This window comes from Collinsella aerofaciens (assembly GCF_015555045.1).
Taxonomy (GTDB): domain Bacteria; phylum Actinomycetota; class Coriobacteriia; order Coriobacteriales; family Coriobacteriaceae; genus Collinsella; species Collinsella aerofaciens_W.
In genome coordinates this window covers 164,206-179,156 of the sequence record NZ_JADNJQ010000001.1, presented here as the reverse complement: position 1 = coordinate 179,156, position 14,951 = coordinate 164,206, and the positions used below count along the sequence as shown (strand labels likewise).

Below are 14,951 nucleotides of genomic sequence, written 5' to 3'. Positions count from 1 at the left end.
AAGAAGAGGCCCCGAGCGGGACCTCTATATGGTGGAGATTATCTTGAAAGGCAGCGGACCACTCCGCGCAGCGGCGCACGATCCTCGCCATGCTTTACGCGTTTTTTACTGTTCGCTATTCGCAATCGCCTGGTCGATAAGCTTGTCGAGTGCTGCGCGCTGCTCGGCGGAGCTAATGGCTCCCACGATTGGATCCCCTACGATGTTGCCGTTCTGATCGATGACATACGTCGTCGGGAACGAGAACAAATTTGACGTGAACTTACCGGCCTCGCTATCCGACTTGAACCAGATGTTCTTATATGTCACGCCCTTCTTGCTCAGCACGTCCTTGGCATCTGCAATCTCGCCCTTGTTGCCATCGAGCGTAAAGGAATTGACGCCCACGACCTGGCCGCCCTTCTCGGCAAGCTCCTGATTCAGCTTCTCAAGATCGCCCAGCTCGCCCACGCACGGCTTGCAAGTAGTGAACCAGAAGTTCATGACGGTGACCTTGTTCTTAGAGAACAGCTCGTCGCTGTTCACGTCGTTGCCATCCAGGTCCTTGCCCGTAAAGCTGGGGAACTTCGTCGCCTCGCTCGAAGCATTGGCACCAGCCGTCATGCCAGCGGTCGAAGCGTCGATGCTCTCGCCTGCACTCGGCGTGCTTCCACAGCCGGGGAACTCCTTCTCCAGGCTCTCGAGCTTGTCCTCGATCTCCTTGATCTGCTGTGCACCGGCCTTGAGCGTCTTGAGCTCATCCGCCGTGAGCTCATCCTTGGCGCCGTCGATGGTCTTGAGCAGGAAATCGCCGTAATTGCTGCCGTCCTCAATCATTGCCGAGTCTTTATTTGCCGCATTGAATACCTTTTCCCACAGCGCGTTATCACTCGAAAAGATCTCGTTCTCCTTCTGCATGAGCTTCGCATACAGCTCGGCGGCCTCGTCGGCATTGGCCGGCTTCTGCGCAGTGAGTTCTGCGATCTTAGGATCGGAGCTCGCAGATTCGCTCGCATTGCCGCCAGGTGCCGAGCACGCCACAAGACACAAGGCCAGCACCGGCACCATAAACAGGGCCGCAATCTTAGAAAGCTTCATAGTCGTTCCTCCGTTTTGTCGAAGCTTGTTTACTTTTTATCGGCAGTCAAGGGAAGCTTTTCCGCCGACACATCCAGGCCATAGCGATAGCTGATGGCATCGACGGGGCAGGCCCCGATGCACTTTCCGCACCGGATACATTCGGCATGATTGGGCGCGCGGACCACATCAACGTCCATCTGACAAACCCTTGAACACTTGCCGCACGAGACGCATTTGCACGCGTCGACCTGAATCCCCAACAAGGACACCTTATTCATGAGCGCATAGAATGCGCCGAGCGGGCAAATCCATTTGCAGAAGGGGCGATAGAACAAAACGCTCAGCACTACCACGGCAATGAGAACGACAAGTTTCCAAGTAAAGAGCCGCCCCAGCGCAGATCGAATGCCGGCGTTGGCGATGGCCAGCGGAATGGCGCCCTCGAGCACGCCCTGGGGACAGATGTATTTGCAAAAGAACGGATCTCCCATCCCCAGATCGTTGACCACCAGCACAGGCAGCACTACCACAGCAAACAGCAGCACGACGTACTTGATGTACGTGAGCGGCTTGAGCTTTTTCGTGGAGAACTTTTTGCCGGGAATCTTGTGAAGCAGCTCCTGCAGCCAGCCAAACGGGCACAGAAAGCCGCATACAAAGCGTCCCAGCAGCACGCCGAGCAAAATGAGCGTACCGGTAACATAGTAAGAAAAGTTGAACTTGGATGAACCTACTACCGACTGGAACGACCCGATGGGGCACGCACCCGATGCCGCGGGGCACGAATAGCAGTTAAGCCCGGGTACGCAGACTGTTTTCCCCGCGCCCTGATAGATGCCGCCTTTGGCAAAGTTTGACAGGTGAATATTGGTGACCAGCGTCGCCGCCGCCTGAATGAATCCGCGAAATCGGGCCAAAACATGCGACGCAGTGTTTTCTCTTTTATCCAATTCCGATACACTCCAAGCACAGCCTAATCGCTTTGGCCAGCACGGCATCCGCCTCGCCACGCATAACACCAAAGCACACCATGGCAATTCCGACGATCAACAAAGCGACCTGTACCACGGGTTTTACCGCTTTGAACAACCTGACCACTCCTTTCGTTACGCGACCATTGGACCATATCGGCTATAAAATCCGTGTTAAGCGCGATTTGGAATGTGCAGGGAGACTGTTATGCGTATTTTGATCGTCGAAGACGAGCGAGCACTGTGCGATGCAATCGCGCGCAGCTTGCGAAACTTGGCGTACAGCGTCGACTGCTGTCACGATGGACGGGAGGCGCTCGACCTGCTGGGCATCGAAGTCTTTGACCTCGTGGTACTCGACCTCAATCTTCCCCATGTCGACGGCATGACCGTGCTCAGGGAACTTAGGAAAACCGATTGCGAGACCAAGGTACTGATTCTGTCCGCGCGTGGCGAAGTATCCGATAAAGTCGCCGGACTCGATGCCGGCGCCAACGATTACCTTACCAAGCCGTTTCATCTGGACGAACTTGCGGCAAGGATCCGCAGCCTTACCCTCAGGCGCTTCGCACAAAGCGACATAGTATTAACCTGCAGAAAGCTCAGCTTTGACACCAAGGCGCGCATCGCTTCCGTGGACAGTGAAGCTCTATCTCTTACACGCAAGGAAACGGGAATCTTGGAATACCTGATGCTTAATCAGGGGCGACCGGTAAGCCAAGAGGAGCTTATCGAGCACGTTTGGGATAGCAGCGTGAACAGCTTTAGCAACGCAACCCGCGTTCATATCTCGTCGCTCCGAAAAAAGTTGCGCAGCGCTTTGGGATACGACCCGATTCGCAATCGGATTGGAGAGGGCTACGTTATGGAGGACAGTGAATGAAAAGGCTTTCGCTGCAATGGCGCATAACGATTATGACGGCACTGCTCACGTGTGCGGCATGCGTGCTGACGAACTGCCTGGTCGGCTATACGGGCATGCGCTACATGGATGCCATCGGCAGTGACATCTCGGCCTTTACCGCAACCGGCGAAGATTCGCCCCAGGCGTTCGACCCAACGAAAGCGACCCTCGATAACGAGGTTACGATCGTCGTAAACGACGCACAGGAGTCTTTTGGCACGACAGCCTGGTGCATCACGGCTGGAATCACACTCCTTGGCGGCGTGCTGGCATACTTTGTGAGCGGCCGTGCACTCAAACCGCTACGGGCTTTTGCAGCCCAGGTTGAGCGTGTGCAGCCTGACAACCTAAGCGAAATCAGGCTCAGTGAGGATGTGCCCACCGAGTTACAACGATGCAGCGCCTCTTTCAACGACATGATCGCCCGTCTTGGCGAAGGGTTCTCTGCACAGCGTCAGTTTACCGGCAACGCCGCACACGAGCTGCGCACCCCGCTCGCCCTTATGCAAGCACAGATTGAACTATTCATCTCCGAGCACTCCGGTTTGCAACCCGAAACAGCCGAGCTGCTCGGCCTGCTACAAGAACAAACCGAGCGCATGTCGCGGATGACCAAGGTATTGCTCGAGATGAGTGAGCTCCACAGCGTTCCTTGCGAGGACGATGTTGAACTTGGTCCCTTGTCCGAAGAGGTCCTCACCGACCTTGCGCCACTTGCCGAAAATAAGGGCATAGCCCTCAATTGTGCTGGAGACGCTTTAGTAATCGGGAGCGACACGCTCCTCTATCGGCTGGTGTTTAACCTGGTCGAAAATGCCATCCATTACAGCCGCCCCGGCTCGACTGTCAACGTCTCCATCTGCGACAACGACAGCCACGTGTTCCTGAGAGTCGAGGACCAGGGCCCGGGAATACCCAAGCAGTACCGTGAGAGCATCTTCCAGCCGTTCTTTCGTCTAGACAAATCCCGCAGCAGGGCATACGGCGGCGCAGGACTCGGGCTAGCGCTTGTTTGGGAGATTGCAGCGCTTCACGGTGGCGCGGTAGAGGTCGAAGCAAGTTCCGAGAGCGGGACCACCATGCTCGTAAGCCTTCCAAAACGATCCGTAGCGTTAACCGAACAGTAAAACGAAAGGGGTCCCGAGCAACAGGAGTACAATTGCTGCATTGTTGCCAGCTGTTGGGAGATGGAAGATGGACTGCGATGGCTACCCATGCGTTCCCATGCCGTTGATGTGCACCGCCTTTGTGCCGGGGCAGATTGACGCTGCGGTTGCAGGCATTTCCGACCCCGATTCACGCACCATCGCCATGGCAGAAGCGCTGTACTTTCGCGGACAGGCCGCCCTCGCTGCCAAGACGGCGCGCCCCTATCTTGACGCCACCGATTCCGCACTGCGCTATTCCGCATGCTTTATCTGCGGATACGCCAGTCTGTCGCTCAACCGTATCGCCGACGCCCGCCGTTGTCTTGCGGGCATCCTCGATACGCCAACTGACGAGGAATCACCCGCCGTCCACGCCACGCATATCCTGTTCGCCTCGGCCGCAAGCGTCCTGCTGCACTTGTCTTCCCCGTATTCTGCCGAAGAGTTTTATCCGCTTGCGGCGCATCTGCCCGAAGGCCTGCGCCTGTTCGCCAGCTACGTGATGGCGCATGCCCTGTACCTGCGCGGCGAATATGGCCGCAGTCTGGGCATGGCGGAAAACGCCCTGATCATGAAACAGGGGAGTTATCCCATCTCGGAACTGTTCCTGCACCTGGCAGCTTCCATGGCATGCATGAGCCTCAAGGACATCGACGCCGCAAAAACGCACTTCGGAGTTGCTTGGAACATTGCGCGTCCCGACGGCCTTATTGAGCTCATTGGCGAGCATCACGGCCTTTTACAGGGGCTTATCGAGGCATGCCTAAAACGCAATACCCTGACGACTTCGCGCGCATCATCGAGATCACGTACCGCTTCAGCTACGGCTGGCGGCGCATCCACAACCCCGATTCGGGCGAGGACGTGGCCGACGATCTAACGACCACAGAGTTCACCATGGCCATGCTCGCCTGCCGTGGATGGACCAACGCCGAAATCGCTCGTCATATGGGTGTGTCGCCGGGCACCGTTAAAAACCGCCTATCCGGCGTATACGCAAAGCTTGGCATCGGCACACGCGCCGAGCTAGTCGCGCATATGTTGCGTTAGCGACCGAGCTGCCGAGCGCATCGAACGCGTTTCGGAACCCCGGCGCTTCGCTCAATCAATTTGGACATTTTGACCCTTGAATGGCACTACCGCCACGTGGCGCCTTCTCGCAAAATTGGATTATTTCCACCGATACCTGCGGGATGGGAGCCAAAGATGCTTGATCGCCGTTCGTTACTTGTTGCCGGAGCGTCCTCGCTGGCGAGCATTATGTTGCCGCGCGTGCCGGGAAGCGCAAACGCCTTCATATTGCCGTTCGCGCCCACCGAGGCATACGCCGATGAAGATGATCCCTTCAAGGTCTTGGTGCTCTCGCGCACCATGTTTGGCGTGGTCGTAGTCGACGTCGCCAACAAGAATACGCCCATCACGGGTGCCCAGGTCACGCTCACATCGCGCTATGCCGCAGGCAAGCAGCTCACCGCCACGACCGATGACGAAGGCACGGCCATCTTTGAGGTCGCGCCGCTTTCGGAAGGCTACGTGGACGAGACAACGCTTCTCGACGCGTACGACTTTAACGGCGGCATCTCCATTAGCATGGCAGGCTACCGTGATGTCGAGATTCCCCTTGCGCGTATCCAGGGTGGCACCGCCATTACCGCGCCAACGCGTCCGCTTTCTGACGGCGAGCCGTACTTTCGCCAGCTCACGTTTGACGAATGGGACATCCAGTACGCTGAAGCCACGTTCATGACATTGCCGAAGGACGACACGGCAAACGAACAGCCCGATACGCACGCCTTTACTGTACAGGCTCATCTGCCGCAGGGCGGGCGGGCAACGCTGCGCATCAACAAGGTAATGCCCGCCACGGGCAGCTCGCCCGAAACCGTCACGCAGGTTGGCCAAGTCAAGGCCAGCGCATCGGGCGCGGATAATCTGGCGACGTTCACGCTCGAAGACACGTTCCTCGATGCAGCCTCGGGCCTTCTGGAAGAAGGATGCAAGCTGCGCTTTGTCCTCGACTATCAGGGCAAAACCTATACACTCTCCTCCCCCATGGCCGTTGTCACCGCGCCGGCCGCAAAGGCGGAATCGGGCTCGACCACCATCATTCCCACCACTATGGACCAAGAGATCACTCCGTTTGATTTCCCAGCGGCGTTTCCCGGCATCGGCGGCAACAAGTTCACCTGCTGGATGCCCTCGTTCCCCATTCTGTTCGATTTCTCGTTTGCCGGGTACGTACTGTTTGGCGGAGGATACAAGCCGGTCGGCTACATGAACGATTCGGGCAACCCTGATCCGGAATACTGGAAGAAATCGCCGCGCGAGTCGGGCGCCAAGCAGGCAAACCGCTACCTCGACGAGATGGAGGGGAAGTGGAATCAGTACAAGAGGATGAGTGCCGGTTCGGGCACCGATCCAAGAAACACCAAGCTCCTTCGCCACCATTGCACGCCGCTGTTCACGATGGATATCGCCACACAGCTGTACGGCTCGCTCGCCTACGATTGGGTGGGCAAAACCTGGGGTAACAACAACGACCCCGCATACGGCAATATTAAGGCCCTCTTCCAGGTAAGAACCGACCTCAATTGGACCGAGCAGTTTACCCTAGGACCGGTGCCATTTTTCCTAAACGTCAACCCCTGGGTGCTGGCAAAACTGGCGCTCGCCGTGGGTGCCCACACGCACGGCAGCGGCGCGGCGTTTTTTAAAAACATTTCGCTCGACTATTCAAACACGTCGGGCTCGTTCACCATCCAGATCGGGCTTGCCGTCACCTTTGGCGCCGGCGTTGCAGGCGTCGCTTCGTCTGCCGTGCGCGGCGCCGCATCCCTCACGCTGTTCATTGGGTACGAGAAGGCAGATGGACACCAGCTTCCGCGACTGCGCGTAGGTGCAGACGTCGATGTCGATGTGATACTCCAATTCGTAATGTTCAAGTGGACCACCAAGGCTTGGTCGGGGTCGTGGCCCACGCTCATCGATTCGTGGAATATGTCGGTGAACAATGGCGACCAGTATGTGCTCCAGCGCTCTGAGCTCGCATTGGGTGGAGATACGCCTTATACGCTGGATGCCTGCTTCGGCTCGGCCGGCAACATTGAGGCGGGCGGCGTGCCGCAATTTATCGCATCGGCCACCATCGTCACCAACGCCGAACTGCTCGCACGCGCCGAGGTTAAGGCCACTGCCGTAAACGCCGCGCCTGTCGTGCGCGATTGGGATCAAGCGGTCACGCGCATTGAGCTCGAGGCGGATGCAGAAAGCGACGACACGGGACAGATCGAGCATTTCGTCCACGTGCTGATGGAGAACGACGAAAACGCCGCGCCGATGTATGAGTACACCTACATCGGTCAGGCAACGAACACCGCTGCCGACCCGAACGCCGATTCTGCCGGCGTGTCGGAGGACGAGCGTGGCGGCATCAAGCCCTCGAGCGACAACGTGCTGTTTGCTGGCGTGCTCAGCGAAGCCCACATGAAGCTGGCAATGATTGCCGGCGTAGAATGCCTGTTCCGTATCGCCTCGGTGCGCTACGGCGACAATGGTCGCTCGCGCCTGGTGGTACACACAAAGGCAAACGGAACGTGGTCCGCTCCCACGCCTGTGGACTTTCCCCTTGGGTTTGGCGAGGGCGACGTGGAGCGCGACAGCATATACGATTACGACTTCGACGTAGTGGAATATACGGACGGAAGAGGAAACCAGGACGCCTACGTGCTGCTGGTCTCGGGCGAGCGCCCCGCCGGCGACGACACCCTTTTCGATATGGCAAGCACAGCCGGCATACTGTCCGTTGTGCGCCTGCGCATAAGCAGCGACGGAGTTCGCGTGGTATCGCACACGTCGTGGCGCAGCATCTCGCGCGGCCGCCTTCAGGAGGATGGCTACCATTGCCTGCAGTGCCCACGCATCACGGTGGGCAAGACACTTGTCAACGGGCGCCTGTCGGGCGCCTACCTCCACCGCCGCGGAACCACCGCAGAAAAGGCGCTCGGCAGCGAGGCCGAGGTTGCGCTGGAGTGCTTTACCCTGTGGTCGGACGTTTCGGGCGACAGCCTGACGTTCCGCCAAGTTCTCCGTTTTCCGCAGGCACCGTCGAGCATCGAGCTCGGCGCGCCCGAGAATATCAACGGCAAAATGGTGGTGCCCGTTGCATACGAGACCGCAGGCGGTTGTGGCTGTGCATCGTACGCCGTGATCGGCCAGTCCATTGCGGGCTGGGGCGTTATGTCGCCAGATGCCACAGTACCCCACGCGGTGCCGTGGCCGCAGCACACGGGCTTTTTGGCTACCGTCAACGAGCAACTGCAGCATATTACTTGGACGCGAGGCGCATCGGTATTTGCAACGCAGCCCGTGGGTGCCGCAGGCTGCGGCCCGGCATCGTTTAGCGTAAGCAACAACGGCAGGTGCGTGCTCTATGTAGAGAACACCGATGGCAAGGTGGGACAAACCTACGACGAAGAAGGCAACCCGGTAGCAGTGATGGGCAAGCACTTCCGCATCTTCGCCAGCACCTTGGCAGGCGATCTGTTCACGGAGCCGTTCGTGATGTGCGAGCTGGACCATCCCGTCGATCAGATAACGACATTTTTGACGTCGGGGAGCATGCTCTCCGCGCTCGCCACGCACATTGTGAGCGCGGAGAAGAGCGAGGCAGAACTACACGGCATCGAAGTGCCCTTGGTGGCGTGTGCCACTCCGACGGGCGCAGTCGCTACCTCGGGCGCGGTGGTGCCCGGAGCAGCAGGCGAATCCTTCATGGTCACGGTGCGAAACGACGGCAACACCTTGCTGACCGCCGGCACGATCGATCTGTACCGAGAGGGCTCCAGTCAGCCGTTCTCCAGCGCATCCATCGGGTTCGGAGTGAACGCACGCATGGCATCGATCTACGATCCAGAGCTTGCCGAGGACGCTTCGGCCAACGACATGACACACGTGAAGTACACGCTCGAGACGCTGGGCGCACATTTTGCAACGCACCCGCTGGTAGCCGACAGTGGCAACGCCGTGCTGGCACCGGGTTGCACGGCACAGTTCCGCATGAGCTTCGCCATCCCCGAGAGTTGGAGCGACGAGGTGGGCAAACGTGTAACGCTGTATGCGAAGGCGCGTAATCTGGTGGCGCTCGATCCCGTAACGCTCGAGGAAATTCGACTGGGCGCAAACTCGGCGCTGGGTGCCGTACTGCACGAGCTTCATGTGCCCGACGCGGCATGCGAACGCTCAGAAGTTCAGGTCGGCGTATGCGACAACGCGGATACGACGGGGCTTCACGATGCACCGATGACGGCGGACGGCAGTGGCGGCTCCGGCGGAAGCAGCTCCGGTAGCGGCAGTGGCTCTGGCAGCGGCAAGGATCACGGCAATAACAAGCGCCCCGGAAAAGCGGGCGCGCTTGCGGGCACGGGCGATGTCAACGCTCCCCTTACGGCAGCCGCAGCAGCACTCGCCGCAGCAGGCGCCGGCCTCGTCGCCTACAGCGCCCGCCGCACGGCGCTCGAAACCGACACCGCTGATGAGGTCAATTCGGATAGGCCTCGCTAGCTCCTAGTTACTTTTGTGAGAGACGCCGACTCGGCTCATCGAACACCAAAAGGGGCTGGTTCTGGATACCCAGAGCCAGCCCATTTCGCATTAGATATCATCAGGGGAGTCGAGTTCTGCCTCGAGCTTGGCACGGCGTCTTTTCGCCAACAATCCGCACGACATGTCTTCGACAGCGTATCCAACCGCAAACGCAGCAGGACGCATTCGGCCGTCTTCAAACTTACTCGGACAGAGCCGACTCGGTTTTGTCCGAGTAAACGAATCTCCATCGAACTCCGAACGATTGTTCGATGGATTTCGTGTTGGTTGGAATCGCCTATGGGCTGGGCTATGCTACCTTGACTATCTATATGACTTAAACGCAGCAAAGGAGCACCGAGAGAGCGAGTATGGCAAAAAACACCGCAAACTATGGTAACGACAGTATCCGCCAGCTCAAGGACGAGGAGCGCGTACGCCTGCGTCCCGCCGTCATCTTTGGCTCGGACGGACTCGACGGCTGCGCGCATGCCGCCTTCGAGATCCTGTCCAACGCCGTTGACGAGGCGCGCCAGGGCTACGGCAAGCTCATCACCCTTACCGCCTTTCGCGATGGTTCCATTCAGGTAGAGGACAACGGCCGCGGCTGCCCGCTCGACTGGAACCCCTCCGAGAAGCGCTTTAACTGGGAACTCGTCTTTTGCGAGCTCTACGCCGGCGGCAAATACAACAATAACCAGGGCGGCGACTACGACTTCTCGCTCGGTACCAACGGCCTGGGCTCATGCGCAACCCAGTACGCCTCCGAATACATGAACGTTACCGTCTGGCGTGACGGTAACAAGTACTCCCTGCACTTTAAGAAGGGCAAGGTCGTCGGTCCGAAAAAGAAGGCACTCGAGATTGAGCCCAGCGACGAGAACCGCACCGGCACCACCATCAAGTGGCGCCCCGATCTTGAGGTCTTTACCTCGATCAGCATCCCCCACGATTGGTATCGCGAGACCATGCGCCGCCAGGCCGTGGTCAACGCCAACGTGACCTTCCGCCTGCGTATTGAGGGCGACAATGGTGAGTTTACCGAAGAGGATTTTTGCTATCCCAAGGGCATCGAGGACTACGTGCTCGAGAAGGTCGGTACCGACTACCTTACCGAGCCCTTCTCTATCGAGGCCGACCGTCGCGGTCGCGACCGCGAGGACCTGCCCGATTACAACGTAAAAATCACCGCGTGCATGTGCTTCTCGCGCACCTTCATGATGCAGGAGTACTACCACAACTCATCGTGGCTCGAGAACGGTGGCTCACCCGAGAAGGCCGCCCGCAGTGCTCTGACCAGTGCCATCGATGCTTACATTAAGCAACAGGGCAAGTACAACAAAAACGAGAGCGGCATCAAATGGCAGGACGTCCAGGACTGCCTGGTGCTGGTGACCAACTGCTTCTCCACCCAGACGTCCTATGAAAACCAGACTAAGAAGGCCATCAACAACCGCTTTATCCAGCAGGCCATGACGGCATTCTTTAAGGAGCGCCTCTCGACCTACTTGATCGAGAACAAAGATGCCGCCAACAAGATCATGGAGCAGGTGCTCATCAACAAGCGCTCGCGCGAGAACGCCGAAAAGACGCGCCAGAGCATCAAGACCAACCTACAGCAGAAGACCGACATGGCCAACCGCGTGCAGAAGTTCATCGACTGCCGCTCCAAGGACAAGAGCCGCCGCGAGATCTACATCGTAGAGGGCGACTCGGCAGCAGGCGCCATCCGCACGTCGCGCGATGCCGAGTTCCAGGGTGTTATGCCCGTCCGCGGCAAGATCCTCAACTGCCTGAAGGAAGACTATCCGCGCATCTTTAAGTCCGACATCATCATGGACCTCATGCGCGTGCTGGGCTGCGGCGTGGAGATCAAGGACAAGCGCATCAAGAACCTTGGCGCCTTTGACCTGGACAACCTCAACTGGAACAAAGTCATCATCTGTACGGACGCCGACGTCGACGGTTATCACATCCGCACGCTTGTGCTCACCATGCTCTACCGCCTGGTGCCCACGCTTATCGACGAGGGTTACGTGTATATCGCCGAGTCGCCGCTCTACGAGATCAACTGCAAAGAGAAGACCTACTTTGCCTACACCGAGCTCGAGAAGAACGGCATCCTCAAGGAGATTGGCGACCAAAAGTGCTCCATCAACCGCTCCAAGGGTCTTGGTGAGAACGACCCGGACATGATGTGGCTCACCACCATGAACCCCGAGACGCGCCGCCTGATCAAGGTGGAGCCCGAGGACGTCACCAAGATGGAGACCATGTTCAATCTGTTGCTGGGCAACGACGAGGCAGGCCGCAAGCGCCATATCTCTGAGCACGGCAAGGAATACCTGGACCAGCTGGACCTGCAATAGCAGTAAATCGACAACGACGGCCCATAAGAAGTTCAAGAGGAAATCGTGGCAAAGAAGAAGACGAAAAACCAGCCAAAGAAAAAGCAGGTCAACGCCGAGAACGTCATCGGCCTGCACTCCGAGGTCACCGACCAGCCGATCACGCAGACGCTCGAGGTCAACTACATGCCCTACGCCATGAGCGTCAACGTCTCGCGTGCGTTCCCCGAGATTGATGGCTTTAAGCCCTCGCACCGTAAGCTGCTCTACACCATGTACAAGATGGGCCTGCTCAAGGGCGAGCGCCAGAAGAGCGCCAACATTGTGGGCCAGACTATGAAGCTCAATCCGCACGGTGACGCCGCGATCTACGAAACGATGGTGCGTCTGGCCACCGGCAACGAGGCACTGCTCGCTCCCTTCGTGGAGTCGAAGGGCAACTTTGGCAAGTACTATTCGGGCGACCTGAGCTACGCCGCCTCACGTTATACCGAGGCCAAGCTCTCCCCCATCAGCGCCGAGATTTTCAAGGACATCGACAAGGACCCGGTCGACTTCGTCGACAGCTACGACGGCGCCATGAAGGAGCCGCGCCTGCTGCCCACCACGTTTCCCAACATCCTTGTCTCGGCCAACAAGGGCATCGGCGTCGCTATGGCGTCCGACATCTGCGGTTTCAACCTCAACGAGGTCTGTACTGCCACGATGCATTACCTCAAGGATCCCGACTGCGATCTGCTCGAGTACATGCCCATGCCCGACTTCTCGACCGGCGGCGAGATAATCTACCGCCGCGAGGAGATGGAAAAGATTATCGAGACCGGCCTTGGCAGCTTCCAGATCCGCTCCCGCTGGCGCTGGATTCCCGAAGAGCGCATTATCGAGGTCTACGAGATCCCCTACACCACCAAGACCGATGTCATCATCGAGCGCATCGTCAAGCTCTCCAAGGAGGGCAAGGTCAAGGAGATCGCTGACATCCGCGACGAAACCGACCTCTCGGGCTTGCGCATCGCCATCGACCTTAAGCGCGGTGTCGACCCCGACAAACTCATGGCCAAGCTCTATCGCTCGACCACGCTGCAGGATTCGTTCTCGTGCAACTTCAACGTGCTCGTCGACGGCTATCCCCGTGTTATGGGCGTGCGCCAGATTCTGCACGAGTGGGTCAAATGGCGTATTGAGTCCACGCGTCGCCGCATTAACTTTGACCTGGGCAAAAAGTCCGAGCGCCTGCACCTGCTGCACGGCCTCGAGGCAATCTTGCTCGACATCGACAAGGCCATCGCCATCATCCGTGGCACCAAGCTTGAAGCCGAGGTCGTGCCCAACCTTATGAAGGGTTTCGACATCGACGAGACCCAAGCCGAGTTTGTTGCCGAGCTCAAGCTCCGCAACATTAACGAAGAGTACATCCTCAACCGCACCAAGGACATCGCCAAGCTCGAGGGCGAGATTGCCGAGCTTGAGGAGATCCTCTCCAGCGAGGAGAACATCAAGAAGGTCATCAGCGACGAGCTGGCCGCGGTCAACAAGAAATATGTGATGCCGCGTCGCACGGGCAGGATCGAGCCCCATGAGGTTATCGAGGTAAGCTTGGAGCCCGAGGTCGAGGAGTACCCGGTGACCATCATGCTCTCGCGCGATGGCTACCTTAAGAAGATGACGGACCGCGTGCTCAAGAAGGCGACCACGCTCAAGTACAAGGACGGCGACAAACCCTTTATCGAGTTCCCGTCCTCCAACACCCACGAGCTGCTGGTCTTTACCAACAAGAGCCAGGTGTACAAATGCAAGGTTGCGGCGTTTGAGGACACCAAGTCGGCCCAGCTGGGCTCGTACCTGCCGACCGATCTTGAGATGGAACCCGACGAGAGCGTCATCTGGGTCATCGACCCCGAGGACTATAAGGCCGACGTGCTGTTTGTCTTTGAGAACGGCCGCGTGGTGCGTGTCGCACTTTCTGGATACGTCACCAAGACCAACCGCAAGCGCCTCAAGAACGCCATCTACGGCGGCAGCAAGCTGCTGTATGCCCAGGTGCTCAAGGAAGACCGCGACATCGCACTGGTCTCGAGCGACTATCGTTTGATGAACTTCAACACGTCGTTGCTCAAGACCAAGACGACTACCAACACGCAGGGCGTCCAGGCCTTTACCGCCAAGAAGGGCCGCTCGGTCACCACCGTCGGCACAACCGAAGAGATCCTTGGCGCCGGCGTCTCGGCCGAGAAGTTCACCGCGCAGAGTCTGCCCTCCGCCGGTGCCCTCATGAAGGAAAACGACATGCCGAGCCTGTTTGATTAACAGCCGTCTGGCCGGTTTCGACAGCCCAGCTCCCTTGAAACGCAGCAAGGCCCGAATGGTTCAAATGAACCTTTCGGGCCTTGTTCGTTATTGGAAATGCGCGCTAGGCAAGCTTGCGAGCGAGCTCTCGCACCTCTTCCAACTTGGGCGACGATGCCATGCTATCGCGCTCGGTCATACCGCTGATGGTGACAATGCCCAGGTCCTCCCACTTGCAGTACGCGCAGGTTGACTTGTACATAGCGATCGCCGCATCATAGACGCCCTCACTGTGACTATCGAGTAAAAGGGCCGTCTTGGTGAACGGGAAGCCTGTAGCACCGAAGGCGTACAGGCGGTCAATGGCAGCTTTCTCCTGCGCAGTGATATCAAACCAGTAGATGGGCGAAGCGAAGACAACCATGTCGGCGTCTTTCAGCGACTCGATCACGCCGGCCATGTCGTCCTTTTGCACGCAGGTGCCCTCATGGGCAAAGCAGTACTGGCATCCCAGGCAGCCGGCGATCTTTTTGCCGGCAACGCGGATGACCTCGACCGTATTGCCGCCCTCGCGCGCGGTCTCGGCAAACGCCTCGACCATGGTGTCGGTATTGGCGCCCTTGCGCGGGCTGCCGCTCAATACAACGATATTCAT

The 14,951-nt window shown here is 58.4% G+C and carries 11 protein-coding genes; 7 read left to right on the top strand and 4 right to left on the bottom strand.

Going from position 1 to position 14,951, the window contains the following annotated elements; all coding sequences use genetic code 11:
• Positions 1–105: 105 nt before the first annotated feature.
• Genes I2E45_RS00995 through I2E45_RS10620 form a run of 3 tightly spaced genes read right to left on the bottom strand, consistent with a single transcriptional unit; the run spans position 106 to position 2,073 of the window.
• A complete protein-coding gene (locus I2E45_RS00995) occupies positions 106–1,077 on the bottom strand; it encodes a TlpA family protein disulfide reductase (protein ID WP_195443748.1) in 972 nt (323 codons plus the stop codon).
• 29 nt (positions 1,078–1,106) lie between these two features.
• The gene (locus I2E45_RS00990; protein WP_195443746.1) at positions 1,107–2,009 is read right to left on the bottom strand and encodes a 4Fe-4S binding protein; all 903 of its coding nucleotides are present in this window, start codon (positions 2,007–2,009) and stop codon (positions 1,107–1,109) included.
• Positions 2,002–2,073: a CD1871A family CXXC motif-containing protein gene (locus I2E45_RS10620; protein WP_254179316.1), complete on the bottom strand. Its 72-nt coding sequence runs from the start codon at positions 2,071–2,073 to the stop codon at positions 2,002–2,004. Before I2E45_RS10620 ends, I2E45_RS00990 begins: the two co-directional genes overlap by 8 nt.
• Before the next feature lie 147 nt (positions 2,074–2,220).
• Between I2E45_RS10620 and I2E45_RS00985 the strand changes: the two genes are divergently transcribed.
• From I2E45_RS00985 to I2E45_RS00960, 7 genes are all read left to right on the top strand, one after another.
• Entirely contained in the window at positions 2,221–2,913 is a 693-nt protein-coding gene (locus tag I2E45_RS00985) for a response regulator transcription factor (RefSeq protein ID WP_229058754.1), read from the top strand.
• Complete coding sequence (locus tag I2E45_RS00980) at positions 2,910–4,061, top strand: HAMP domain-containing sensor histidine kinase (RefSeq protein ID WP_195443741.1); 1,152 nt, start codon at positions 2,910–2,912, stop codon at positions 4,059–4,061. Before I2E45_RS00985 ends, I2E45_RS00980 begins: the two co-directional genes overlap by 4 nt.
• A 67-nt stretch (positions 4,062–4,128) precedes the next feature.
• Entirely contained in the window at positions 4,129–4,962 is an 834-nt protein-coding gene (locus I2E45_RS10350) for a hypothetical protein (RefSeq protein WP_229058753.1), read from the top strand.
• On the top strand, positions 4,947–5,132 hold the full coding sequence (locus tag I2E45_RS10345) for a response regulator transcription factor (RefSeq protein ID WP_271741872.1): 186 nt from the start codon (positions 4,947–4,949) through the stop codon (positions 5,130–5,132). The genes I2E45_RS10350 and I2E45_RS10345 overlap by 16 nt, the downstream gene beginning before the upstream one ends.
• Before the next feature lie 156 nt (positions 5,133–5,288).
• Positions 5,289–9,641, top strand: a complete 4,353-nt coding sequence (locus I2E45_RS00970; protein ID WP_195443735.1) for a hypothetical protein — start codon at positions 5,289–5,291, stop codon at positions 9,639–9,641.
• Positions 9,642–10,033: 392 nt separating this feature from the next.
• A complete protein-coding gene (locus tag I2E45_RS00965) occupies positions 10,034–12,031 on the top strand; it encodes a DNA gyrase/topoisomerase IV subunit B (protein ID WP_195443731.1) in 1,998 nt (665 codons plus the stop codon).
• A gap of 45 nt (positions 12,032–12,076) precedes the next feature.
• The gene (locus tag I2E45_RS00960) at positions 12,077–14,317 is read left to right on the top strand and encodes a DNA gyrase subunit A (protein ID WP_195443729.1); all 2,241 of its coding nucleotides are present in this window, start codon (positions 12,077–12,079) and stop codon (positions 14,315–14,317) included.
• A gap of 103 nt (positions 14,318–14,420) precedes the next feature.
• Here the strand turns inward: I2E45_RS00960 and I2E45_RS00955 are convergent, their stop codons facing one another.
• Entirely contained in the window at positions 14,421–14,951 is a 531-nt protein-coding gene (locus tag I2E45_RS00955) for a flavodoxin family protein (RefSeq protein WP_195361426.1), read from the bottom strand.

Bases quoted from the DNA above. Each gene is read 5' to 3' on its own strand.
- I2E45_RS00995 (WP_195443748.1), bottom strand. From the start codon at position 1,077: ATGAAGCTTTCTAAGATTGCGGCCCTGTTTATGGTGCCGGTGCTGGCC.
- I2E45_RS00985 (WP_229058754.1), top strand. From the start codon at position 2,221: ATGTGCAGGGAGACTGTTATGCGTATTTTGATCGTCGAAGACGAGCGA.
- I2E45_RS00980 (WP_195443741.1), top strand. From the start codon at position 2,910: ATGAAAAGGCTTTCGCTGCAATGGCGCATAACGATTATGACGGCACTG.
- I2E45_RS10350 (WP_229058753.1), top strand. From the start codon at position 4,129: ATGGACTGCGATGGCTACCCATGCGTTCCCATGCCGTTGATGTGCACC.
- I2E45_RS00970 (WP_195443735.1), top strand. From the start codon at position 5,289: ATGCTTGATCGCCGTTCGTTACTTGTTGCCGGAGCGTCCTCGCTGGCG.
- I2E45_RS00965 (WP_195443731.1), top strand. From the start codon at position 10,034: ATGGCAAAAAACACCGCAAACTATGGTAACGACAGTATCCGCCAGCTC.
- I2E45_RS00955 (WP_195361426.1), bottom strand. From the start codon at position 14,951: ATGAATATCGTTGTATTGAGCGGCAGCCCGCGCAAGGGCGCCAATACC.